Below are 21,314 nucleotides of genomic sequence, written 5' to 3' on the forward strand. Positions count from 1 at the left end.
GGCACGGCGGACCCCTCGATGCACGCCACGATGCACGCCTGAGGCACGCCACGATGCACGCCACGAGTGGCCGGCCGAGCACGGCGTGGAGATCCTGGTCCGGAGGACCCCGAGCTGTGGAACGAGGACATCGGTGACCGACGCGCGTGTTCCCACCATCGACCTGCGGCCCTGGCTCGACGGCGAGGAGGAGAGCCGCGCCACCCTCGCCCGTACCGTCGACCAAGCGCTGCAGACGGCCGGTTTCCTGCTGGTGACCGGGCATGGCGTGGAACCGGAACTGCGGGCCGGGATCCGGCGGGCGGCGCGGCGGTTCTTCCTGCTGCCCGTCGAGGTCAAGCAGCGGTACGAGGCGAAGGTCGGCGGCCGGGGCTGGCTCGGGCCCGGCGCCGAGGCCAACGGGTACGCGGAGGGCACCGAGACACCGCCCGACCTGAAGGAGTCGCTGACCTTCGCGACGGACGAGCCGTTCGAGGACCCGGTCGTCGACGCCGAGTGGTACGCGCCCAATGTGTGGCCGGCCGAGGTGCCGGAGCTCCGGATGCTGTGCCGGACCTACCTGTCGCGCATGGCCGCCCTGGAGAAGGAGCTGCTGTCGCTGCTCGGGTACGCGCTGGGGCTCGAACGGGACTTCTTCTCCCGCCACATGGACCGTCCGACGTACGGCTTCAACATCAACTGGTACCCGGGGACGGACGTCGTCGGCGAGCCGCTGCCCGGGCAGTTCCGGATCGGGCCGCACACCGACTTCGGCACCCTGACCGTCCTCGACCGGCAGGCCGGAAAGGGCGGACTGCAGGTGTACACCGACGCCGGCGGCTGGCAGGACGCGCCGTACGACCCGGACGCATTCACCATCAACGTCGGTGACCTGCTGGCCCGTTGGACCGGCGACCGGTGGCGGTCCGGGCGGCACCGGGTGCTGCCCCCGCCCGTCGACGCGCCCGCCGAGGAGCTGATGTCGCTCGTGTACTTCGGCGAGTGCACCCCGGGCACCCGCGTGGAGTCCGTGCCGGCGCCGGTGGGCCGGGTGGCGTACCCGCCGGTCGACTCGCACGTGTACCTGCGCGAGAAGCTGGACTCGATCAGCGTCGGATGAACCCTCGCGCCGACCGGACCCCGGCACGTCACCGTCCGCATTCGCTTCCCCGTTCGATCCACCACCCGTTCCGTTGAAATGAACCCGACGGGCATGTCCCGGCCGCGTCCCACGAGATTGCCCTTGAAGGGGGCCCGCAACCAGGGGCCCCTTCTTCGATGGGAGACGTGTGCGAATCACCGACATCCAGCGCTGCGAGGTCCGGCCGGGACGGCTCGTCGAGTGGACGCTGAGTCCGGCGACCGTGGCGGCGGCGACGGCACTGCCGGAGGACTCCCGGCCGCCCGCCTACATCCAGGAGTCGCACATCAGGACCGCCAGGTGCGTCCGGGAGGACGGGCTGTTCGTGCCGACCTGGCTGGGCACCGCCTTCGACCTGCCGGGTCCGGTCGACCTCGACGTGCTCCAGGAGGCGCTGCGCGCCTGGACAGTACGGCACGAGACGCTGCGCAGCGGCTTCCGCTGGGCGGGCCCCACGGGAGGCGAACTGCGCCGGTTCACCCTGGACGCCGCCGACGTGTCCCTGCACCGGGAGGAGGCCGGCGACTTCCCGGACGCGGACCAGCTGGTCCGGCACCTCCAGGACCGTTTCGACACCGTCGCGGACGCGCTGCGCTGGCCGAACCTGATCTACACGGCGGTCGTACGGGACGACGGCGCCAGCGTGTACATGGCCTTCGACCACAGCAACGTCGACGCCTACTCCCTGACCCGGATCGCCGCCGAGGTGCACGAGCTGTACGCCGCGGGCCTCGCCGGCACCGACCCCGACTCCGCCGGCCCGGTGGCCAGTTACGTCGACTTCTGCGAGATCGAGCGGGCCGACGCGGACGGCATCGACGCCCGGCACGCGATCGTCGCCCGCTGGCGCGCGTTCATCCAGCGCTGCGACGGCATCCTGCCGGGCTTCCCGGTCGACCTCGGCCTGCAGCCGGGCGGCCCGCTGCCCAGGCAGCGGATGCTGTGCGAGCCGCTGGCGGACGCGGCCGAGGCGGCGGCGTTCGAGGCGTACTGCAGGCCCTACGGCGGCAGCCTGGTCGGTCTGCTGGCCGCGACCGGGCTGATCGTGCACGAGCTGGGGGGACAGCCGGTGTACCGGACGGTGGTGCCGTTCCACACCCGGGTGAAGTCGCGCTGGAGCGACTCGGTGGGCTGGTACGTGGGCGGCGCCCCGATCGAGGTCCCGGTGGGCCCTGCGGCGGGCTTCCCGGACACCCTGCGGGCGGTGCGCGCGGAGCTGCAGGCCAACCGGTCGCTGGCCCGGATGCCGCTGGCCCGCGTGCTGACCCTGCTCGGCGCGGACTTCCGGCCGACCTCGCCGGACCTGTACTCCATCGTCTCCTACGTCGACACCCGGACCGTCCCCGGCGCCCTGCGCTGGGCCGAGCAGCGGGCGCACGCGCTGCTGCGGGTGTCGTACGGCGACCAGGTGTGCGTGTGGGTGAACCGGCTGCACGAGGGGCTGTGGCTGGCGAGCCGGTATCCGGACACGGACGAGGCGGCGAAGAACCTGCGGCTGTACGTCGAGCGGCTGCGGGACCACATCGCCTCGGTGGCCCACGGCAGCCTGTCCGCGGTGTCCTGAGCGCCTGCGCCGCCCTAGGTGAGCTGCCCGGGAAGGGGCTCCGAAGGCTCGGAGGGCTGCGGGGGCCGCTGTGCGGTGAGACCCTGCGAGGACTCCAGGACTTCAATCAGGCGTTCGAATCTGTTGCGCCAGCCCGACTCCGACGCCCCCTCGCCCCGGAACTCGTGGGTGAAGCGCAGCACGCTCCCGGTGTCGCCGCCCCTCTCCAGATGGAACCGGATCCGGCCACCGTCCTCGACGGTGTACTCCGCGACCCGGTCCACGTCCCAGGCGGTGACCCGGCCGGAGCCCAGGTCACGCAGGGTGACCGCGCCGTCGAGGCGGGGCTGCAGAATGTCGACGGCGGTGCACCACGCCCCGAGTCCCTCGGGGGTGGCCACCGCCGGCCAGACGTCTTCCATGGGCCTCGGGAGCCGCACCAGGAAGTGGAGTATGTGCGTGTTCCCGTGGGTCTGGCTGGTGCCCTGTGCGATGGAACCGCTCATGACACCAGTGTGGGCGCCTCTCGGCTCACACGCCCGCGTAGGAGTGCTTGCCGCTGACGAAGATGTTGACGCCGTAGTAGTTGAACAGCCAGCAGCCGAAGGCGATCATCGCCAGGTAGGCGGCCTTGCGGCCCTTCCAGCCGGCCGTCGCGCGGGCGTGCAGGTAGCAGGCGTAGGCGACCCAGGTGATGAAGGACCAGGTCTCCTTCGGGTCCCAGTTCCAGTAGCGGCCCCAGGCGTCGCCGGCCCAGATCGCGCCCGCGATGATCGTGAACGTCCACAGCGGGAAGACGGCCGCGTTGACCCGGTAGGCGAACTTGTCCAGCGAGGCGGAGGCGGGCAGCCGCTCCAGCACCGAGGTGGCGAAGGCGCCCGGCTTGCCGCCGGTCTGCAGCTTGGTCTCGTACGCGTCCTTGAACAGGTACAGGATCGTGGCGACCGCGCCGACGTAGAACACCGCGCCGCAGAAGATCGCGGTGGAGACGTGGATGTACAGCCAGTACGAGTGCAGGGCGGGGACCAGCTGGTCGCTCGCGGTGTACAGGACGGTGACGGCGAGGCCCAGGTCCAGCAGGACCGTGGTGATCAGGAACAGCCCGAGCCAGCGCACGTTCTTCTTCAGGGCCAGCAGCGTGAGGTACACGCCGACGGCCACCGTGGAGAAGGTGATGTTGAACTCGTACATGTTGCCCCACGGCGCCCGCTGCACGGAGGCCGCGCGGGCGACGACGCCGGCCAGCTCCACCAGGAAGGCGAGCACGGTGAGCGAGACGGCGATGCGCCCGTAGAGGTCGCCCTGCGCGTCCCCGCCGTGCGCACCGGGGCCGTCCGGCACGTCGCGGGCACCGGAGGCCGAGCGGACGACGACCTTGGGCCGCTCCAGCACGGCGGTGCCCCCGGCCTTCTTCACGGTGACGGCGGGGGCCTTGGCGGAGGTCTCCGTGTCCGCCGTCAGCGCGGCGGCCGTGCGGGCCACCTTGCTGCGGCTGCCGAGGAGCCATTCGAAGATGTACGCGAAGAAGGCCAGGGTGTAGACGGCCATCGACGAGTAGATCAGCGTGTTGCTGATGCTCGCCAGGTGTTCGTTGGTTGCGGTGGCGAGATCGGTTGCGGCGGCGAGAGTCACTTCTCAGCCCCTTCGGCAGGTACGACTGGGGTGTCGGGGGATTCTGAAGGGTCGTCGTCGGGGTCGGGTGCCCCCGGCGCCTGGTCGTAGAGGATTCCGGCGAGATCGCCCAGCTCCTCGGGCACCTTGGCGGACTCGCTGCGGCCCAGCCCGGCCATCTCGACGACGGTCACGCCGTCGGGGCCCTGCACCGCGCGCACCCAGACCCGGCGGCGCTGGATGAACAGGGATCCGGCGAGACCGAAGATCGCGGTGAGGGCACCACCGAGCGCCCAGCCGCTGCCGGGCTCCTGGACGATCTCGAAGCCGGCCCATTCCTTGATGTCCTTCTCGAAGGTGATGGACCCGGCGCCGTTGGGCAGCGTCATGGTGTCGCCCGGCTGCAGGAGCTTCTTCAGCAGCTGGCCCTTGCCGTCCTTGAACGCCTTCATGTGCGTCTTGTCCAGCTGGTACACGCTCTGCGGGATGCCGGAGTCGACACCGAGGTCACCGTGGTAGGCGTTGACCGCGAGCAGCGGGTTCACCAGCGCGGGGAACTGGGAGAGCATCGTGCCGGCCTTCGGGTCGAAGGTGGGCACGAAGAAGGCCTGGAAGCCGAGCTGTTCGTTCTGGCCCTGGGCGTTCTTGTAGCCGTCCATCACCTTGATCACACCGTTGGAGGTGACGTTCCCGTCGAGCGGCAGCAGCGGCACGGCGTCGTGGAAGACCTCCTTGCCCTTGCCGTCGCGGACCGTGATGACCGGTGCGTAGCCGTGGCTGACGAGATAGACCTTGGAGTCGCCGATGTGCAGCGGCTGGTTGACCTTGACGGTGGTCGACTTCTGCTTCCCGTACGCGCCCTGGCTGTAGTCGATCTTCGCTTCGTAGGTGCGCGGCGTGCCCCGGTTGGGGCCGCTCACCTCGTAGGTGCCCGTGAACTTCTGCAGGTCGAAGCTGAACGGCACCAGGTCGTCGTTCTGGAACAGGCTGCCGGACTTGAAGTCGTCGTACTGCGACAGCGCGTTGGAGAAGCCGTCGCCCTCGACCACCAGCTTGGTGCCGTCCGACTTGTACAGCTGGCCGGAGGCGAAGGCGACCAGCAGCACGATCAGGGCGATGTGGAAGGCCAGGTTGCCCAGCTCGCGCACATAGCCCTTCTCGGCGGCGACGGCGTCACCGGCGATGTGGGCGCGGAAGCGGCGCTTCTTCAGCAGGGCGAGAGCGGCCTCGCGGACCTGCTCGGGGTCGGCGTTCGTACGCCAGGTCGTGTAGGCGGGCAGCCGGTTCAGCCGCTTGGGGGCGCCCGGCGGCCGGCCGCGCAGCTGGCCGACGAACTGCCAGGTGCGCGGGACGATACAGCCGATGAGGGAGACGAACAGCAGGATGTAGATCGCGGAGAACCACACCGAGCTGTAGACATGGAACAGGCCGAGCTTGTCGTAGACCGGCGCGAGCGTCTTGTGGGCCTTGCGGAAGTCGTCGACCTTGTTGAGGTCGGCGCCGGTCTGCGGGATCAGCGAGCCGGGGATCGCGCCGAGGGAGAGCAGGAGGAGCAGCAGCAGCGCGACCCGCATGGAGGTCAGCTGCCGCCAGAACCAGCGGGCCCAGCCGATGACGCCGAGTCCGGGCGCGGCGGACAGCTCCTCGCGCGGGGCGGTGGACAGCTGGGAGCCGGCCGCGCCGAGGTCCTCCTGGTCGCGGCTCGCCTCGTCCTGGCTGTTGTCGGTTTCGGTCTTGCTCATCGATCAGATCCCCACAGTGAAGCCGTCGGACCAGGTCTGCACCTGCTGCACCAGACTGTCCCAGGCCCCGGTCAGCAGCAGCACACCGGTCGCGATCATCATCGTGCCGCCGATGCGCATCACCCAGACATAGTGGCGTTTGACCCAGCCGAAGGCACCGAGGGCCTTGCGGAAGGCTATGGCGGTGAGCACGAAGGGGACGCCGAGGCCCAGGCAGTAGGCGACGGTCAGTATCGCGCCCCGGCCGGCGCTCGCCTGCTGGGAGGACAGGGCGATCACGGAGGCCAGGGTGGGGCCGATGCAGGGCGTCCAGCCGATGCCGAACAGGGCGCCGAGCAGGGGCGCGCCGATCAGCCCGGCGGTCGGCCGCTTGTGGAACCGGAACTCACGCTGGGTCAGCCAGGGCATCAGTCCCATGAAGAACACGCCCAGCAGGATCATGAGCACGCCGAGCACCTTGGACAGCGTGTCCTTGTACTCCTGCAGGGTGGAGCCGAAGAAGCCGAAGAGCGCCCCGCCGGAGACGAACACGGCGGTGAAGCCGACGACGAACAGCGCCGCGCCGGTGGCCATCCGCCCGCGTCGGGCATCGGCGAGATCGGTGCCCGCGACGCCCGTCACATAGGAGAGGTATCCCGGGACCAGCGGCAGCACGCAGGGCGAGAAGAACGAGACGAGCCCGCCGAGCAGCGCGACCGGCAGGGCGATCAGCAGGGCGCCGCTGCGCACCGTCTCGTTCTGGCCCGTCGCGGCCAGCGTCACGAGTGCGCTCACGTCACTTCTCCGCGAGGACCGGCTTGAGCATCTTCAGCAGGGCGGTGTCGTCGAGCGCCTCCAGGGCCCGCGCGGCGACCTTCCCGTGCTTGTCGATGACGAGCGTGGAGGGGATCAGCTGCGGGTTGAGGGTGCCCTTCTGGAAGCGGAGCATCAGCTTGCCCGTGGGGTCGTACAGGCTCGGGTAGCTGATCCCGTGCTCCTTCTCGAAGGCGACGGCGGGAGTGGTGCTGGTGTCCCGGGTGTTGATGCCGACGAACTGCACGCCCTTGCCCTGGTACTGCTTCGACACCTTGGAGAAGTACTGCGCCTCTTCGCGGCACGGCCCGCACCACGAGCCCCAGACGTTGATGACGACGACCTGGCCCTTGTAGTCGGCGACGTCCAGGGTCTTGCCGTCGATGGTCCTGCCGGACAGGTCCGGGGCGCTCGCGCGCTTGCCCGCCGCGACGGTGGCGATGCCGTTGTGGCCGGTGACGAAGTTGGTGTTGCCACCGCCGCCGGAGGTGCCGCCCTTGCCGCACGCGGACAGGGTCAGGGCCGCTGCGGCGGCCATGGCGCTGAGCAGGAGGGCGCGGCTACGGGTACTCATGTGAAAAGTTTCGCATGTCCGTTCCGGCGATCTGTGGCGCCCCCCTGCCGGGCGGAAAACCGCATTTCAGGGCGTATTTACACGGGACATTTCCGACAGGGGCGCCGCCGAGAGGCTAGGCCAGGAAGGTCTTCCAGCCACCGGCCGGCGTCTGACCCGGGGCCAGCGTGCGCAGCTTGGCGAGGATCTCGGGCTTCTGTACGTCGATCCAGTCGACGAACTGCCGGAAGGAGACCAGCCGGACGTCGGCGCCCTTCTCCTTCTCGCGGGCGATGTGCTTGAAGGCCTGCTCGACGGAGTCCATGTAGATGCCGCCGTTCCAGTGCTCGAAGTGGTTGCCTATGAAGAACGGCGCCCGGTTTGTCTCGTATGCCCGCTTGAAGCCGGCGATGTACGCCCCGGCCGACTGCTCACGCCAGGCCGGGTAGTTGTAGGCCGGCGCCTTGGTCGAGTTCTGCGACTGGTTGTACATCATGTTGTAGTCCATCGACAGGACCTGGAACTTGCGGCCGGGGAAGGGGACCTCCTGGAGCGGCAGGTCCCACAGCCCGTGCCTCTTCACCGGCCACATCTGCAGGCCGCCGGGCGAGGAGGCGTCGTAGCGCCAGCCCAGTTCACGGGCGGTGGGCAGCAGGTTGTCCTGACCGAGCAGACAGGGCGTACGGCCGCCGACGAGTTCCTTGTCGTAGTCGAAGGGCAGCGCGGGCAGATCGTGCCAGCCGGTGTTGGTCTTCCAGTTCTTCACGAAGGACTTGGCCTGCTCGATCTCGCTGTGCCACTGCTGGGGCGTCCACCACTTGACCGAGGTGCGGGCCTCGCCGCAGAAGTGGCCGTTGAAGTGGGTGCCGATCTCGTGACCCTCGAGCCAGGCCCTGCGGACATTGGTCAGGGTGGCCTTGACGTGCTCGTCGTTGAGGTAGCCGATGTCGGAGGCGCCGATCCTGTTGTTCGGCGGGGCGTACAGGCGCTTCTTCGACTCGGGCAGCAGATACAGCCCCGAGAGGAAGAAGGTCATGGAGGCACCGTGCTCCTTGGCGAGGTCCAGGAAGCGCGGGAAGAGTCCGTTGCCGACCTCGCCGGCCCCGTCCCAGGAGAAGACCACGAACTGCGGCGGGGTCTGGCCGGGCTCCAGCGGCTCGGGCTTGACCGGCTGGTGCGGCTGCTTGCCGGTGAAGGACGTGGAGCCGTCGCCGATGAGGCGGCCCTGTGGCGCGCCGCTCGCGTCGCCGCCCTTGCCGCCGCTCTTTCCGCCGCTTTTTCCGCCGCCGGAACCGTCCGAGGCCCCGGTGCCGTCCGACGACGTGTGGCTCCCGCAACCGGCGAGGGTGGCGGCGGCCGCGGCACCCGCGCCGAGGCCGAGTATTCCCCGGCGGGAGAAGGTCCGGGAGACGGTGCGCATGGAGTTCCCCGATCATCGCGCCTGTTGGTGGTCACCCACTGAGAGGACACGACGATCGGAGAGGTTCCGATAATTCTTATGTTTTTCGCAATAGTTGCGGCAAAGGCAACCTAAGCAACACCAAACGGACCGTCAGAAAACGGCGCCCGGGCCTGCTCAGGCCCCGAAGGCCTTCCCCTGGGCGGCCCCCTTGCCCTTCTGCGGCTTGGCACCGGCCCGCAGATGGGCCGGGACCAGATCGATGGCGGGCTCGCTGTAGCCGACCGACACGATCTTGTCGCCGAGGTAGGTGAAGGACGTCAGGGAGGCCAGCGTGCACTGCCGCTTGCGCGGATCGTGCCACAGCCGCCGCCGCTCGACGTACGACCGCACGATCCAGATCGGCAGCTGATGGCTGACCAGCACCGCCTCATGGCCGCGCGCCTGGTCCTTCGCCGCGTTCAGCGCGGCCGTCATCCGCACGACCTGGTCGACGTACGGTTCACCCCAGGACGGCCGGAACGGGTTGACCAGATGCTTCCAGTTGCCGGGGCGCTGCAGCGCGCCGTCGCCGACGCCGAAGGTCTTGCCCTGGAAGACGTTGTCGGCCTCGATGAGCCGCTCGTCGGTGTCGAGGTCGAGACCGTGCGCCTTGGCGATCGGGCCGGCCGTCTCCTGCGCCCGCTCCAGCGGTGAGGCGCAGACGTACGTCACGTCCCGCGGGGCGAGGTGCTCGGCGACCCGGTCGGCCATCCGCCGCCCCAGCTCGGACAGGTGGTAGCCGGGCAGCCGCCCGTACAGGATCCCGGTCGGGTTCTCGACCTCGCCGTGCCGCATGAGATGGACGACCGTGACGTCCTTGTCCCTGCTGCCGTCGCTGTTGCCGATGCTGGTGCTCACGCGGTGGCCTCCGCAGCCGCCCGGGCCGCCGCCGGAAGGGCGTCGGCGATCTTCTGGACGGCCCGCTCGTCGTGGGCCGTGGACACGAACCAGGACTCGAAGGACGACGGCGGCAGGTAGACGCCGTTCGACAGCAGCGAGTGGAAGAACGCGGTGAAGCGGAACGACTCCTGGCGTCTGGCGTCGTCGTAGTCCCGGACCTGCCGGTCGGTGAAGAACACCGAGAACATGTTGGAGGCGGTCTGCACCCGGTGCGCGACGCCCTCCTTGCTCAGCGCCTCACCGACCAGGCCCTGGATCTGCGCGGACACCGCGTTCACCGTGTCGTACGCGGCGTCGTCGAGCAGCCGCAGCTGGGCGAGCCCGGCGGCGGTGGCGACGGGGTTGCCGGAGAGGGTGCCGGCCTGGTAGACGGGCCCCGCGGGCGCGAGGTGCGCCATCACATCGGCGCGCCCACCGAAGGCGGCGGCCGGGAAGCCGCCACCCATGACCTTCCCGAAGGTCATGAGGTCGGGCTTGACCCCGTCGACCCCGTACCACCCGGCGCGGCTGGTCCGGAACCCGGTCATCACCTCGTCGGAGATGTAGAGCGCGCCGTTCTTGTGGCAGGCGTCCCTGAGCCCCTGGTTGAACCCGGGGTCCGGCGGCACGACGCCCATGTTGCCGGGGGAGGCCTCGGTGATCACGCACGCGATCTCGCCGGGGTGCCGGTGGAAGGCCTCCTGCACGGCCTCCAGGTCGTTGTACGGCAGCACGATCGTGTCGCCGGCCTGGGCACCGGTGACACCGGGGGTGTCGGGCAGCGCGAACGTGGCGACCCCCGACCCGGCGGCAGCCAGCAGCGCATCCACATGCCCGTGGTAGCAGCCGGCGAACTTGATCACCTTGGACCGCCCGGTGAACCCGCGGGCGAGCCGAATGGCGCTCATGGTCGCCTCGGTCCCGCTGCTGACCAGCCGGACCTGCTCCACCGGCTCGACCCGGGCGACGATCTCCTCGGCGAGCGCGACCTCGCCCGCACCGGGCGTGCCGAAGGACGTACCGCGGGCGACGGCCTCCTGGACGGCGGCGATGACCTCGGGGTGCGCGTGCCCGAGGATCATCGGCCCCCAGGAGCAGACGAGGTCGACGTACTCCCGGCCGTCCGCATCCGTCAGGTAGGGGCCGCGGCCGGACACCATGAAGCGGGGGGTGCCGCCGACGGCGCGGAAGGCGCGCACCGGGGAGTTCACACCGCCCGGGGTGACGGCGGAGGCGCGGTCGAAGAGCGCCTGGGAGGCGGGCGCATCGTAGGGATAGGGCGTTTCGCTCTGGGCGCTCATGACGTGCGACTTCTCCGACTTCTCGGACTCCGGTTGCTTGGGTGACCTCCTCAGGGTAGGCCGCGGCCCGGCCGTACCGCGGCCGACCTCCGGTCCGCAGCGTCGCGCGCGTGCCATCTGCGAGACTGAGACGTGATACACACAGCTCTTACGCACGTAATGATCGGAAGATACTCAGGGGCCGGGAAGAACCCGTGGACTGTTGTTCACCCGCACGTTTCGGCGGGCGGCCGTGGGGGAGGTCACTGACACGATGATCGGGTTGCGCGGCGGGGGCCACGCGTCCTAGAAAAGCAGTCGGGTGGAGATATGCATCGCGGTGGCGGACTGGGCGAGGGGACTGATGACCTGGGTCCTCGGCGTGCCCGGCGGGGAAGGCACCGGCGCGACGCGGAGGAAGCGACCGAAGCACGGCAGAGTGACGCACGTCAGACACAGGGTGTACCGGGTGAGCCCGAGAGGTACGACCGGCAGACGGACCGGCAGCTGGACCGCCAGCTGGAGCGGCCCGTCGACCGCCGGCTCGACCACCGGGCCGACCGCCTGAGGGCGGGGAGCAGAAATGGTGGTCGGGTGGGGGTGACGTACAAATACTTCGGCGCGCCGGACGGCGCGACCGCGGCCCGCGTGCCCATCTCCATGCGCCCCGAGGAACTCGGTGGCGACGAGCTGGGCATGAACGGCATGTTCACCAAGATCAAGCCGGAGACCATGGCGGCCATGGTGCTGACCGGCATCGAGGGCGTCCCCCTGCACAAGGTCCCACCCCTGGAACTCGTCGTCCTCCACCCCGACTACGCGGTCGTCAAGCTCCCCATGACCGTCGTCGACCCCCTGCGCGGCATCGGCGAGGAAGCGGTCGGCGCGGCGGCCTTCATCTGGTCGACGGTGCCGGACCGGGGCGGGCCGCGGGACGCGTTCAATGTGTACCAGTTGCTGCACGAGTGGCAGGACTTCTCGCATCGGCTGCATGAGGCGGGGCATCAGCCGTATTGCCTTGTTTGGCCCTGAGCTGGGGTTTCACGGTGTATAGGCGGGGTTTTCGGACCCCGCCCTCGTCATGTGCGCAGGAGGGCCGTCAGGCCGCCAGGGCACATTGAGGGCATAGGGGTTTCTCCCGCGGGGACCATCCCGGACGGCCCCGGGGGCCGAGGCCCCGGTGGTGGGGTGCGGCGTGAGGGGGAGAGCGGCATGGTGGAGGACGTGAGGCCCGGCGGAGACCACGAGTGGCGGCTGTCGGCGGCGGAACCGGGACTGTGGCAGCGGGTCGTCGAGCAGCTGGGCACGGCCGTGATCGTGGCCGACCCGGCAGGGCGGATCGTCGCGGTCAACCCCGCCGCCGAGCGACTGCTGGGCCGCGCGGCAGCGGCGATGTACGGGCAGGACCTGCACGACCTGTGCCACCGGGATCCGGGAGGCGCCCGGATCCCACGCGAGCACTGCCCACTGCTGCAGGCACTGGCCGAGGGGCGTCCGGCGCGCGGGGACGACGACAGGTACCTGCGGGGCGACGGACGGCTGATCCCGATCTCCTGGTCGGCCACTCCTCTGACGCGGGACGATGTCCCCCTGGGCATGGTCGTGCTCATCGTCGAGACCGCTGCGGACCGCCGCGCCCACAGGGAACGCGCGGAACGTGCCGGGCCGGCGGAGGAACCTGCCGAACAGGCGGAACGAGCCGCTCGTACGACCGCTCTGGAGAGCCTCGCCGAGCGGTTGACGCTCGTCGCGGAGATCACCGAGGTGCTCGGTCAGACCCTGGAGGTGGACGAGGCACTCGCCCGGTTGAGCCGGCTCCTGGTTCCCCGATTCGCCGACTGCGCGGCGGTGGACCTGCTGGTCGGCTCCCGTCAGGTACACCGGGTGGCCGTGACCGGCACGGAGGGCCGCGACGCCGGGCAGGAGGACTGGCGCGGCCACCTTCCGTCGCCGGCCGGGGAGGCGGCCCGCTCGCCCCTGGTCCAGGTGCTGAACGGAGGCGGTCCCGTCCTGCAGGACCGTTCGGACATGAAGGAACCGCCCGACTCCCCGTTGGCCGCCGTCCACCACGCCTTCCTCGAAGCGACCGGCGCGACCTCGGTCATCACGGTGCCGCTGAGCGCCAGACGGGAGGTCACCGGAGCCCTGACACTGGTGCGCAGCGACCCGGCACGGCCCTTCGACACCGGCGATCTGGACGTGGCGAGCGACATCGGCCGCCGGGTCGGCCCGGTCATCGACAACGCCCGCCGGTTCGGCCGGCAGCGCGAGGTCGCCGAGGCCATGCAGCGCAACCTCCTTCCCCCGCTGCCCGAGCACGGCCGCATCCAGCTGGCCGCCCGGTACCAGCCCGCTCCGGCCGGCTCGCAGGTCGGTGGGGACTGGTACGACGCGTTCACCTTGCGGGACGGCACGCTCGCCCTGGTCATCGGCGACGTCGTGGGCCACGATCTGACCGCCGCGGCCGGCATGGCGCAGTTGCACGGCATCCTGCGCTCCCTCGCCTGGGACCACACCGGGCCGACGGGTGCCGTCGTGGACCGGCTCGACGATGCCATGCACGCCATCACGAGCGTGCCGATGGCCACCCTCGTCCTCGCCCGGGTGGACGGTCCGGACACCGGCCCCTGCACGCTGCACTGGACCAGTGCCGGGCACCCGCCGCCCCTTCTGCTGACCCCCGACGGAAACGCGCAGTACCTCGAAGCCGGTCAGGGACTGATCCTCGGAACCCACGTGAGCGGCATTCACCGGCCGAGCGCCGCCCACGCCCTGGCGCCGGGGTCCACGCTCCTGCTCTACACCGACGGCCTGATCGAGGTTCCCGGCAGCGACCTGGACACCGGGCTCGGCCGACTGCGCCGCCACGCCCTCGCCCTCGCGCACGAACCCCTGGACACCCTCTGCGACCAGCTGTCCGCCCGGATGCCCCCGGGCAGCACGGACGACATCGCCCTCCTCGCCCTGCGCCTGCCCATGCCCTGACCTGGGCCGAGGCGTGATGGACGACGGCAGTGCTCACGTCCCCGGAGCCAGCACCAGAACGCGGAACGGGCAGGGCGGCAAGGCCGTGAGAGTGTCGTCTCCGGCGCTCCGCCACCCCCAGGACCACAAGGTTTCAACGGCCCCGTCGTCCCGCGAGTCCGCCAGCGTGACACCGAGCGCGGCGCCGTCGTCGGCGAGCAGCCGACGCTGCAGGCGCCGCGCGAGGTTCCACGCACGGTCCTGGTACTCCCGGCGCACACGGGACGGGACGACGATCCCGGCGACGACGAAGAGCCGCCCGGGGGCGACGCGGCGGAGCAGGCTCCCCCGGACGTGCCCGTCGAAGCCCGCCCACCAGGGGCCCGCGCCGCCCGCGCGAAAGCCGTAGGCGCATCCGGTCAGGGCGGTGCTCTCGGCGATCAGCAGCGAGAACCCCGGCCGTCGTGCGTCGGCGGAGAGATGCCGCAGAAAGGCGGCACGCGCCTGGTTCCACGCCCATGGGCCGCCACCGGAGACCTCCGCGTACAGGTCGCCCAGCTCCTGCAGGCGGTCACCCACCTGACCGCGTGTCAGTGGGTGGATGCGTTCGCCCTCGTACGGCGAGGATCCCTGCTCCCGCTTCGGCCGGCCCGGAGTGCGCCTGCGCCGCATGCTCGGTGCGGGCCGGGACGCGGGGAGGTCCGAGGTCGTCGGGGCCGCCGGAATCGTCGGGAGGAGCATGTGCGCGGTCATGGGGCAGACCCTGCCCCCGGTGCGACGATGGCCGCCCCGGTGTCGTCGATCCCCGAGAGCGGCACCGGTGTCGGAGCCGGTGCGCGGCATGCCCTCGGTGTCTCCACGGTACTCCCGGCCGGCAGCAGGCACGGCCGCGCTCACCCGGCATACCCTTCAGAAGAGGGGCGCCGTGGAAACACGTCGCTGCCCCGCCACCGTCGCTCGGCGTCTCGGACAGCGACCGCACTCGTGGTGCGTACCCGTCGCCTGCCAGGAGGTCCGTATGGAGCACAAGCCCTTGCCCTCCGAGGACCACGCCGAGGTCCGCATCGTCGCCGCGACCCCGGAGGTCGCCCGTCGCGTCGCCGAAGTCCTCCGCCGCTGTTTCGCCTCGACCGAGCAGCGCAGCTACCCCGCCGGCGGCGGAGAAGGCACCCGGCTCCATCTCACCCTCGACACCGCGCGCGCCGCGGAACCCGCACAGTCCTGGCTCGCGGCCAGCACCTCGAAAGAGCAGGCACAGGCACATGTCGACGAGGTGTGACCCGGGTCCGTGAGGAACGACAGCATGACGAAACTCCGCGAACGCAAGAACAACCGGAAGGCGGTCCTGCGATCCCTGTACGAGGCCGTCGAGCACAACCGTCCCGAGGTCAGCGGATCGACGCTCCGTGCCGCGCTGGGCCTGCCCGACGAGGATCTCTCCGCCGCCTGCGAATACCTGGCCGACGAGGGCCTGATCAACGTGGAATGGACCTCGCACCGCACCCCCGCCGCCGTCTCGCTGACGCACGGGGGCATTCGCATGATGGAGGAGCAGGAGGAGGAAGAGGAGGAGGAACAGCAGGGCCGGGCGAAAGCACAGGAGGCACCGTCGGAAGACTGACCGCTTCCGCTCGACCAGCGGCACGGCCGCGCTGCGACGTGCCGGAACACGAACTTCCCTCGCTCATCGGCTCGTTGCAGCCGGACTCGGACAGGACGGTACGGGTCACCGCATCAGCCGTACTGCCCCGTACTGCCTGGTCCGGCCCTGAGCCGGGATCCGCCGGGGAGCCGCACGGCGTACCAGGCGGCGACGGACCGCCTGTAGCCGTCCGGCATGGTCAGGTGCGGCACTTCCTGCGCGGTGAACAGGCCCGCCTCCCGGTGCTCGTGGCTGACGGCCGGCCGCCGTTGCGGGGTCAGGACCGTGCAGCCGTAGGTCACGATCAGTACGCGGCGCCCCGGGATCGGTTCGTGGATCCACACGCCGCCGTCGATGAGCGGACCGGTGACGACCTCCCAGCCGGTCTCCTCCCGGATCTCGCGCTCCAGGGCCGCCTCGGGGTCGGTGTCCGGCGGTTGCGCAGCGTCACCGGTGCCGATCTCCAGGCGGCCTCCGGGCAGCTCCCACTCGTCGCGCTCGTTGCGCAGCAGCAGCACGCGATCGCGCGCGTCGAAAGCGACGCCTTTCACGGAGACCGGCCAGAGCGGCGGGGTGTACGGCATGACGCCCAGTGTCGCCGGGGAGACGGGACCGGAACACCGTTGTCTCCCACCCGTTGGGAACCGGCCCCGGCCGGTCTATCGTCGGAATTCTCAGGTCAGAACGAGGAGGACGGCCGGTGATGCCGCAGGACGAGGCCGTGGTCGGCTGCATGGGCAAGGTGCTCATCGGAACGCGGGGATCCGCGGGGCCCGGTGAGGTCCTGGTGCGGGTCAGAGGCGGCTCCGAGACGTTCCTGGCGTGGTCCGAGGATCCCCTGCCCGCGGGCGCTACGGTCCTCGTGATCGAATCACGGGGATGCCGCGAGGTCGGCGTCATCGAGTGGGTGGATCCATTGGACGCGCTCGGCGCAGACGCCGCCGGCGCAAGCTGAGGAGTACAGGCATGTTCGGATACCGCGTTCCCGCTCCCGACGAGGCGATGTTGATCTCGGGGGGCCGGCGGGGGCTGGGGGGCGCTCCGTTCCGCGTGGTCACCGGCCACGGGAAATTCGTGCTTCCGGTCTTTCGCAAGGTCCGCTTCCTCACCCTGTCGATGTGTGAGGCCGAGGTCACCGAGACCTGCGTGACCAAGCAGGGCATCTCGCTGCACGTCCGCGCGGTCATCGCGTTCAAGGTCGGCAACGACCACGAGAGCATCATCAACGCCGGTCAGCGCTTCCTCTCCGACCAGGAGCAGATGTCCGTGCTCACCGGCCGGATCTTCGCCGGCCACCTGCGGGCCATCATCGGCTCGATGACGGTCGAGGAGATCGTCACCGAGCGGCAGAAGCTCGCCGCCGAGGTGCTGGACACCTCCAAGGTGGAGATGGCCAAGATCGGCCTGATCGTGGACTCGCTGCAGATCCAGTCGATCGACGACGGCGACACGGGCTACATCGCCGCGATGTCCGCTCCGCACAAGGCGGCGATCCAGCGGCAGGCCCAGATCGCCCAGGCCCAGGCCACCCAGGCCGCGGTCGAGAAGGAGCAGGAGGCGGCCCGTAAGCAGGCCGAGTACGCCCGGCAGACCGCCATCGTCAAGGCCGAGTACTCGGCCGAGGTGGACCGCGCCCAGGCGCAGGCCGCGCAGGCCGGACCGCTGGCGCAGGCCCACGCCCAGCAGGAGGTGCTCGCCGCCCAGACCGAGCTGGCCGAACGCCAGGCCAAGCTGCGCCAGCAGCAGCTGGTGGCCGAGGTCGTGAGGCCCGCCGAGGCCGAGGCCGAGCGGGTCAGGATCCTCGCCGCCGCCGAGGCCCAGCGCATGAAGATCCAGGCGGAGGCCGCGGCCTCCTACGACCGGGTCGCGCTCGACCGGATGCTGATCGACCAGCTCCCGCAGATCGTGAAGGAGGCCGCCGGCGGCCTGGCCGGCGCCAACGTCAACGTCCTGAACGGCGCCGACGGCCTCGGCGAGATCGCCGCCGGCCTGGTGTCCCAGGGTCTGACGATCCTCGACTCGGTCCGGCAGGGCCTGGGCCAGGACAAGGACGGCCAGGGCGGCCAGGGCACCAGGGGCGACGTCAACGGCCTGCTGCAGCTGCACTCCGGCAAGGAGCGGAAGTCGGACGACGGTCCCGTGGACATGGACTAGCGGTCTGCCGCCACGACCGTGATGTGGCGGTCCGGCCCCGGACGCTCCAGCTCGTCCAGCACCGCCACCGCCAGGTCCTCGGCGCTGACGCGGGACTCCCCGTCGGCGCCGAGGAGCAGGGTGTCGGTGCCGCGCCGGTAGCGGCCGGTGCGTTCGCCGGGTTCCAGTACGGCCGGCGGGCTCAGGTAGACCCAGTCGGCGCCGGTGTGGGCCTGGCAGGTGTGCAGTTGGGCGACGCCTGCGCGCGCCACGGCGCGGTACGCGTCGGGCACGTACGCGGGGTTCTCGGCGACCGGCAGGTCCCGGTCGCCGGGGCTGCTCAGGGCGCCCGCGCCGCCGATCACGAGAACACGGGTGCCGGGCCGGGCGGCGGCGTCCAGCACCGCGCGGGTGGCGCCGACCAGGAACTCCTGGTCGGCGGGGGACGTCCGCACGGCCAGTACGACGGCGTCGGAGCCGGTCAGTGCCCGCTGTACGGCGTACGGGTCGGTCGCGTCCACCGCGACCGGCGTCACCTCAGGGTCGTCGCTCGCCGGCGGCTTCCGGGACAGCGCCAGCACGCGGTGTCCGCGCCTCCTCGCCTCGCCGACCACTCGGCCGCCGACCATCCCGGTGGCTCCGAGGACGGCGATCGTCATGCCCTTCGGCATTGCGGAACTCCTCCTTCGTCTCGGTCTTCTTCCGTGCCGCCGGGCCGAGTTGCGCGGCCACCAGCGCGATCAGCGCCAGGGCGAAGCCCAGCGCCTGCGGCAGGCTCAGCGATTCGCCCTGCGCGATGCCAATGGCGGTCGCGACCAGCGGTGACAGCAGCACCAGCGGCGCGGACGCGGCGACCGGCAGCCCGCCGATCCCGCGGAACCACAGCGTGTACGCGATCAGTCCGCCCATGCTGCCGAGCCACAGATAGCCGCCGGCGGCGCCCGCGTCGATCCGCTGCGGCACCCCCTCGACCGCGAGGGTGAGAGGGAGCAACAGCAGCCCGCCGACGGTCAGTTGCCAGCCGGCCAGGGTGAGCGGGCCGACGCCCGCAGGCCGGCCCCAGCGCTTGGTGAGGACGACCCCCGCGGCCATGGTGGCCGTGTGGCCGAGGCCGGCGAGCACGCCGACGGCGTCCAGCCGGGCCTGTGGTCCGAGCACGACGAGCCCGACGCCGAGCACGCCGAGCACGCCCCAGGTCAGCCGCCAGGCCGTGGGCCGGTCGTGCAGCAGCGCGAGGCCGAGGCCGGCGACCAGCAGCGGCTGGGCGGCGCCGAGGGTGGCGGCCACTCCGCCGGGCAGGCGTTCGGCAGCCACGAACAGCAACGGCATGGGGCCGATGTTGAGGACGCCGAGGACCACGGTCTTCCACCACCACTCCCCGCGCGGCAGCACCCGGGTGATCGCCAGCGCGAGCAGTCCGGCGGGCAGGGCCCGCATCAGGCCCGCGAACAGGGGGTGCCCGGGCGGGAGCAGCCGCGTGGTGACCACATAGGTGGTGCCCCAGGACGCGGGGGCGAGCGCGGTCAGCAGGACGGTCGCCGCCTGGGCCTTGTACCGGTGCATGGGGGAAGTGTCGGCCGGGCACCACCATGATTCCAAAGCATGGTTGTCATCGCAGCCATGAACCAGCACGATTGATCCGTGGACCTTCAGCAGCTGCGGTACGTCGTCGCCGTCGCCGACACCCTCAACTTCACCCGTGCCGCGGAGCGGTGTCAGGTGGTGCAGTCCGCGCTGAGCCACCGGATCGCCGCGCTGGAGCGGGAGTTGGGGGTGCGGCTGTTCGCCCGGTCCAGCCGCCGGGTGGAACTGACCGGCGCCGGCGCGGCGTTCCTCGTGGGCGCGCGCGAATGCCTGGCGGCCGCCGACCGCGCGGTCGCGGACGCCGCCGCCGCGACCGGCGTGGTGCGCGGGCGGCTGGCGGTCGGCGTGATCGTGACCACGGCAGCCGTCGACGTACCCGACCTGCTGCAGCGGTACCGTGCCCGGCATCCGGAGGTCAGCGTCGTGCTGCGGTCCGGACGCAGTGACGAGATGGCGGCGGCGATCCGCGCCGGGGAGCTGGACATCGCCTTCCTGGGCCTGCCGGAGGGTGAGCGGCCGGCCGGTGTGGAGACCGTCGTGCTCGATCACGACCGGCATGTCCTGGTGGTGTCGGCCGGGCACCGGCTGGCGGGCGCCGCCCGGGTCACGCTGGCGGAGATCGCCGGCGAGACGTTCGTGGACTTCGTGGCCGGGACGCCCGCCCGCGCCCAGTCCGACCGGGCGTTCGCCGCCGCGGGTCTGTCCCGTGACGTGGCGTACGAGGCGGGCGTCGTGGAGCTGATCACCCGGCTGATCGGGCGCGGGCTCGGCATCGCCCTGCTGCCGTCGGCGTTCATCCGGCCGCTCGCCGCGGACGATCCCCGGCTGGCCCTGGTCCCGGTGGTCGACGGACCACGGCGGCTCGAGTACCTGGCGTGGAGCCGGTTCAATCCGAGCCCGGCGACCCGCGCGATGCTGGAGGTCCTCGGGGTCAGACACCCGCCGGCGGGCTCCTGACCGGGTCCGGCACCGCACCAGCCAGCAGGCGCAGGGCCGCAGGGGTCAGACAGCCACCGACGCGCTCCCGACCGGATCCGGCACCGCACCAGCCAGCAGACGCAGGGCCGCAGGGGTCAGACAGCCACCGACGCGCTCCCGACCGGATCCGGCGCCGCACCAGCCAGCAGACGCAGGGCCGCAGGGGTCAGACAGCCACCGGCGCGCTCCCGACCGGGTCCGGCGCCGCACCGGCCAGCAGGCGCAGGGCCGCGTCGGACGGGGAGCCGGGCTCGGCCGTGTAGGCGATGAGACGCTGCCCCGAGGCGCCGGGCAGGCACAGGTTCTCGAAGCTCAGCTCCAGTGTGCCGACCGCCGGATGGTGCAGGGTCTTGGCGCCCGAGGTGCAGGTGCGGACCGGGTGCCGGGCCCAGAGCGCGGCGAACTCGCGGCTCTGGATGGACAGTTGCCCGATCAGTTCGGCCAGGGCTCGGTCGTCGGAGTGCCGGCCCGCGACCAGGCGCAGGGAGGCGACCGCGAGCAGCGCCTCCTCCTTCCGGTCGGCGTACAGGTCCCGGTACCGCTCGTCCAGGAACAGCATGCGGATCAGGTTGGGGCGCTCGCCGGGGGTGTCCGGGGCCTCCCAGGACAGATGCGGGGCGAGCAGGGCACGGCCGAGCCGGTTCCAGGCGAGGACGTCACCGCGCCGGTCCAGGATGAGCGCGGGGACGTCCGTCATGGCCGCGAGCAGCTGCCGGGCCGAGGCGGTCGCCCGTTCCGCGCGGGGTACGGCGGCGGGGCGGCGGGCGCCTGCGGGGCGGGCCAGGTCCCTGAGGTGGGCGGTCTCGTCCTCGCTGAGCCGCAGGGTGCGGGCGATCGCCTCCAGCACGGAGTCGGAGACGCCGGCCGCGCGTCCCTGTTCGAGGCGGGTGTAGTGGGTGATGCTGACCCCGGCGAGCAGGGCCAGCTCCTCGCGGCGCAGCCCGGCCACCCGGCGACGGCTCGGCGCGGTCGCGAGCCCGACGTCCTCCGGCCGCAGCGCGGCCCGGCGGGACTTCAGGAAGTCCCCCAGCTCGGACGGGGCGTCCATCGGT

Annotated in this window: 22 protein-coding genes; 9 read left to right on the top strand and 13 right to left on the bottom strand. The window is 71.3% G+C overall.

Annotated elements, in window-relative coordinates:
• Positions 1-133 precede the first annotated feature (133 nt).
• Both SRB17_RS17505 and SRB17_RS17510 read left to right on the top strand, forming a co-directional pair.
• Positions 134-1,099 (top strand): isopenicillin N synthase family dioxygenase, encoded by a 966-nt coding sequence (locus SRB17_RS17505; RefSeq protein WP_323375768.1) that lies wholly within the window; start codon positions 134-136, stop codon positions 1,097-1,099.
• A 169-nt stretch (positions 1,100-1,268) separates the two neighbouring features.
• On the top strand, positions 1,269-2,684 hold the full coding sequence (locus SRB17_RS17510; protein WP_323375770.1) for a condensation domain-containing protein: 1,416 nt from the start codon (positions 1,269-1,271) through the stop codon (positions 2,682-2,684).
• A 14-nt stretch (positions 2,685-2,698) separates the two neighbouring features.
• On the opposite strand, the gene SRB17_RS17515 is transcribed toward SRB17_RS17510, so the two are convergent.
• From SRB17_RS17515 to hemL, 8 genes are all read right to left on the bottom strand, one after another.
• Complete coding sequence (locus tag SRB17_RS17515) at positions 2,699-3,169, bottom strand: hypothetical protein (RefSeq protein WP_228396089.1); 471 nt, start codon at positions 3,167-3,169, stop codon at positions 2,699-2,701.
• Positions 3,170-3,194: 25 nt separating this feature from the next.
• A complete protein-coding gene (ccsB, locus tag SRB17_RS17520; RefSeq protein ID WP_323375771.1) occupies positions 3,195-4,295 on the bottom strand; it encodes a c-type cytochrome biogenesis protein CcsB in 1,101 nt (366 codons plus the stop codon).
• Positions 4,292-6,016, bottom strand: a complete 1,725-nt coding sequence (gene resB, locus SRB17_RS17525) for a cytochrome c biogenesis protein ResB (protein WP_153539492.1) — start codon at positions 6,014-6,016, stop codon at positions 4,292-4,294. The genes ccsB and resB overlap by 4 nt, the downstream gene beginning before the upstream one ends.
• A 3-nt stretch (positions 6,017-6,019) precedes the next feature.
• The gene (locus SRB17_RS17530) at positions 6,020-6,790 is read right to left on the bottom strand and encodes a cytochrome c biogenesis CcdA family protein (RefSeq protein ID WP_323375773.1); all 771 of its coding nucleotides are present in this window, start codon (positions 6,788-6,790) and stop codon (positions 6,020-6,022) included.
• Between the two features lies 1 nt (position 6,791).
• The gene (locus SRB17_RS17535) at positions 6,792-7,382 is read right to left on the bottom strand and encodes a TlpA family protein disulfide reductase (protein WP_228396090.1); all 591 of its coding nucleotides are present in this window, start codon (positions 7,380-7,382) and stop codon (positions 6,792-6,794) included.
• Positions 7,383-7,497: 115 nt separating this feature from the next.
• Positions 7,498-8,781, bottom strand: coding sequence for a hypothetical protein (locus SRB17_RS17540; protein WP_153539494.1), 1,284 nt, complete (start codon positions 8,779-8,781; stop codon positions 7,498-7,500).
• A 156-nt stretch (positions 8,782-8,937) separates the two neighbouring features.
• Positions 8,938-9,597: a histidine phosphatase family protein gene (locus SRB17_RS17545; RefSeq protein ID WP_153539934.1), complete on the bottom strand. Its 660-nt coding sequence runs from the start codon at positions 9,595-9,597 to the stop codon at positions 8,938-8,940.
• 59 nt (positions 9,598-9,656) lie between these two features.
• On the bottom strand, positions 9,657-10,982 hold the full coding sequence (gene hemL, locus SRB17_RS17550) for a glutamate-1-semialdehyde 2,1-aminomutase (RefSeq protein WP_153539496.1): 1,326 nt from the start codon (positions 10,980-10,982) through the stop codon (positions 9,657-9,659).
• Positions 10,983-11,555: 573 nt separating this feature from the next.
• Between hemL and SRB17_RS17560 the strand changes: the two genes are divergently transcribed.
• Positions 11,556-11,993, top strand: a complete 438-nt coding sequence (locus SRB17_RS17560; protein ID WP_003974483.1) for a hypothetical protein — start codon at positions 11,556-11,558, stop codon at positions 11,991-11,993.
• Positions 11,994-12,173: 180 nt separating this feature from the next.
• Entirely contained in the window at positions 12,174-13,946 is a 1,773-nt protein-coding gene (locus SRB17_RS17565) for a SpoIIE family protein phosphatase (protein WP_153539498.1), read from the top strand.
• A 33-nt stretch (positions 13,947-13,979) separates the two neighbouring features.
• Here SRB17_RS17565 and SRB17_RS17570 read toward each other — a convergent pair whose 3' ends face one another.
• Positions 13,980-14,678 carry a hypothetical protein gene (locus SRB17_RS17570; RefSeq protein WP_228396091.1) on the bottom strand — a complete coding sequence of 233 codons (699 nt, stop codon included), beginning with the start codon at positions 14,676-14,678 and terminating at the stop codon, positions 13,980-13,982.
• A 265-nt stretch (positions 14,679-14,943) separates the two neighbouring features.
• Between SRB17_RS17570 and SRB17_RS17575 the strand changes: the two genes are divergently transcribed.
• Entirely contained in the window at positions 14,944-15,204 is a 261-nt protein-coding gene (locus tag SRB17_RS17575; protein WP_153539500.1) for a hypothetical protein, read from the top strand.
• A 24-nt stretch (positions 15,205-15,228) separates the two neighbouring features.
• Positions 15,229-15,546 (top strand): hypothetical protein, encoded by a 318-nt coding sequence (locus SRB17_RS17580; protein ID WP_153539502.1) that lies wholly within the window; start codon positions 15,229-15,231, stop codon positions 15,544-15,546.
• A gap of 113 nt (positions 15,547-15,659) precedes the next feature.
• Here the strand turns inward: SRB17_RS17580 and SRB17_RS17585 are convergent, their stop codons facing one another.
• On the bottom strand, positions 15,660-16,151 hold the full coding sequence (locus SRB17_RS17585) for an NUDIX hydrolase (RefSeq protein WP_153539504.1): 492 nt from the start codon (positions 16,149-16,151) through the stop codon (positions 15,660-15,662).
• A 119-nt stretch (positions 16,152-16,270) separates the two neighbouring features.
• On the opposite strand from SRB17_RS17585, the gene SRB17_RS17590 reads away from it, so the two are divergent.
• Together SRB17_RS17590 and SRB17_RS17595 are read left to right on the top strand one after the other, a co-directional pair.
• On the top strand, positions 16,271-16,522 hold the full coding sequence (locus tag SRB17_RS17590) for a hypothetical protein (protein ID WP_153539506.1): 252 nt from the start codon (positions 16,271-16,273) through the stop codon (positions 16,520-16,522).
• An 11-nt stretch (positions 16,523-16,533) separates the two neighbouring features.
• On the top strand, positions 16,534-17,721 hold the full coding sequence (locus SRB17_RS17595) for an SPFH domain-containing protein (RefSeq protein WP_153539508.1): 1,188 nt from the start codon (positions 16,534-16,536) through the stop codon (positions 17,719-17,721).
• Here the strand turns inward: SRB17_RS17595 and SRB17_RS17600 are convergent.
• Together SRB17_RS17600 and SRB17_RS17605 are read right to left on the bottom strand one after the other, a co-directional pair.
• Complete coding sequence (locus SRB17_RS17600) at positions 17,718-18,329, bottom strand: NAD(P)-dependent oxidoreductase (RefSeq protein WP_228396125.1); 612 nt, start codon at positions 18,327-18,329, stop codon at positions 17,718-17,720. The genes SRB17_RS17595 and SRB17_RS17600 overlap by 4 nt on opposite strands.
• A complete protein-coding gene (locus tag SRB17_RS17605; protein WP_228396092.1) occupies positions 18,238-19,263 on the bottom strand; it encodes an EamA family transporter in 1,026 nt (341 codons plus the stop codon). Before SRB17_RS17605 ends, SRB17_RS17600 begins: the two co-directional genes overlap by 92 nt.
• A gap of 78 nt (positions 19,264-19,341) precedes the next feature.
• Between SRB17_RS17605 and SRB17_RS17610 the strand changes: the two genes are divergently transcribed.
• Positions 19,342-20,241 (top strand): LysR family transcriptional regulator, encoded by a 900-nt coding sequence (locus SRB17_RS17610; protein WP_323375777.1) that lies wholly within the window; start codon positions 19,342-19,344, stop codon positions 20,239-20,241.
• 187 nt (positions 20,242-20,428) lie between these two features.
• On the opposite strand, the gene SRB17_RS17615 is transcribed toward SRB17_RS17610, so the two are convergent.
• Positions 20,429-21,310 (bottom strand): helix-turn-helix transcriptional regulator, encoded by an 882-nt coding sequence (locus SRB17_RS17615; protein WP_153539510.1) that lies wholly within the window; start codon positions 21,308-21,310, stop codon positions 20,429-20,431.
• Positions 21,311-21,314 lie beyond the last annotated feature (4 nt).

It is taken from the genome of Streptomyces sp. RB17 (assembly GCF_009604455.1).
GTDB lineage: Bacteria > Actinomycetota > Actinomycetes > Streptomycetales > Streptomycetaceae > Streptomyces.

Excerpts from the sequence above, each read along its gene's own strand:
- SRB17_RS17515 (WP_228396089.1), bottom strand. The coding sequence starts at position 3,169 with ATGAGCGGTTCCATCGCACAGGGCACCAGCCAGACCCACGGGAACACG.
- resB (WP_153539492.1), bottom strand. The coding sequence starts at position 6,016 with ATGAGCAAGACCGAAACCGACAACAGCCAGGACGAGGCGAGCCGCGAC.
- SRB17_RS17535 (WP_228396090.1), bottom strand. The coding sequence starts at position 7,382 with ATGAGTACCCGTAGCCGCGCCCTCCTGCTCAGCGCCATGGCCGCCGCA.
- SRB17_RS17540 (WP_153539494.1), bottom strand. The coding sequence starts at position 8,781 with ATGCGCACCGTCTCCCGGACCTTCTCCCGCCGGGGAATACTCGGCCTC.
- SRB17_RS17545 (WP_153539934.1), bottom strand. The coding sequence starts at position 9,597 with ATGCGGCACGGCGAGGTCGAGAACCCGACCGGGATCCTGTACGGGCGG.
- hemL (WP_153539496.1), bottom strand. The coding sequence starts at position 10,982 with ATGAGCGCCCAGAGCGAAACGCCCTATCCCTACGATGCGCCCGCCTCC.
- SRB17_RS17565 (WP_153539498.1), top strand. The coding sequence starts at position 12,174 with ATGGTGGAGGACGTGAGGCCCGGCGGAGACCACGAGTGGCGGCTGTCG.
- SRB17_RS17570 (WP_228396091.1), bottom strand. The coding sequence starts at position 14,678 with ATGACCGCGCACATGCTCCTCCCGACGATTCCGGCGGCCCCGACGACC.
- SRB17_RS17575 (WP_153539500.1), top strand. The coding sequence starts at position 14,944 with ATGGAGCACAAGCCCTTGCCCTCCGAGGACCACGCCGAGGTCCGCATC.
- SRB17_RS17580 (WP_153539502.1), top strand. The coding sequence starts at position 15,229 with ATGACGAAACTCCGCGAACGCAAGAACAACCGGAAGGCGGTCCTGCGA.
- SRB17_RS17585 (WP_153539504.1), bottom strand. The coding sequence starts at position 16,151 with ATGCCGTACACCCCGCCGCTCTGGCCGGTCTCCGTGAAAGGCGTCGCT.
- SRB17_RS17590 (WP_153539506.1), top strand. The coding sequence starts at position 16,271 with ATGCCGCAGGACGAGGCCGTGGTCGGCTGCATGGGCAAGGTGCTCATC.
- SRB17_RS17595 (WP_153539508.1), top strand. The coding sequence starts at position 16,534 with ATGTTCGGATACCGCGTTCCCGCTCCCGACGAGGCGATGTTGATCTCG.
- SRB17_RS17600 (WP_228396125.1), bottom strand. The coding sequence starts at position 18,329 with ATGGTCGGCGGCCGAGTGGTCGGCGAGGCGAGGAGGCGCGGACACCGC.
- SRB17_RS17605 (WP_228396092.1), bottom strand. The coding sequence starts at position 19,263 with ATGCACCGGTACAAGGCCCAGGCGGCGACCGTCCTGCTGACCGCGCTC.
- SRB17_RS17615 (WP_153539510.1), bottom strand. The coding sequence starts at position 21,310 with ATGGACGCCCCGTCCGAGCTGGGGGACTTCCTGAAGTCCCGCCGGGCC.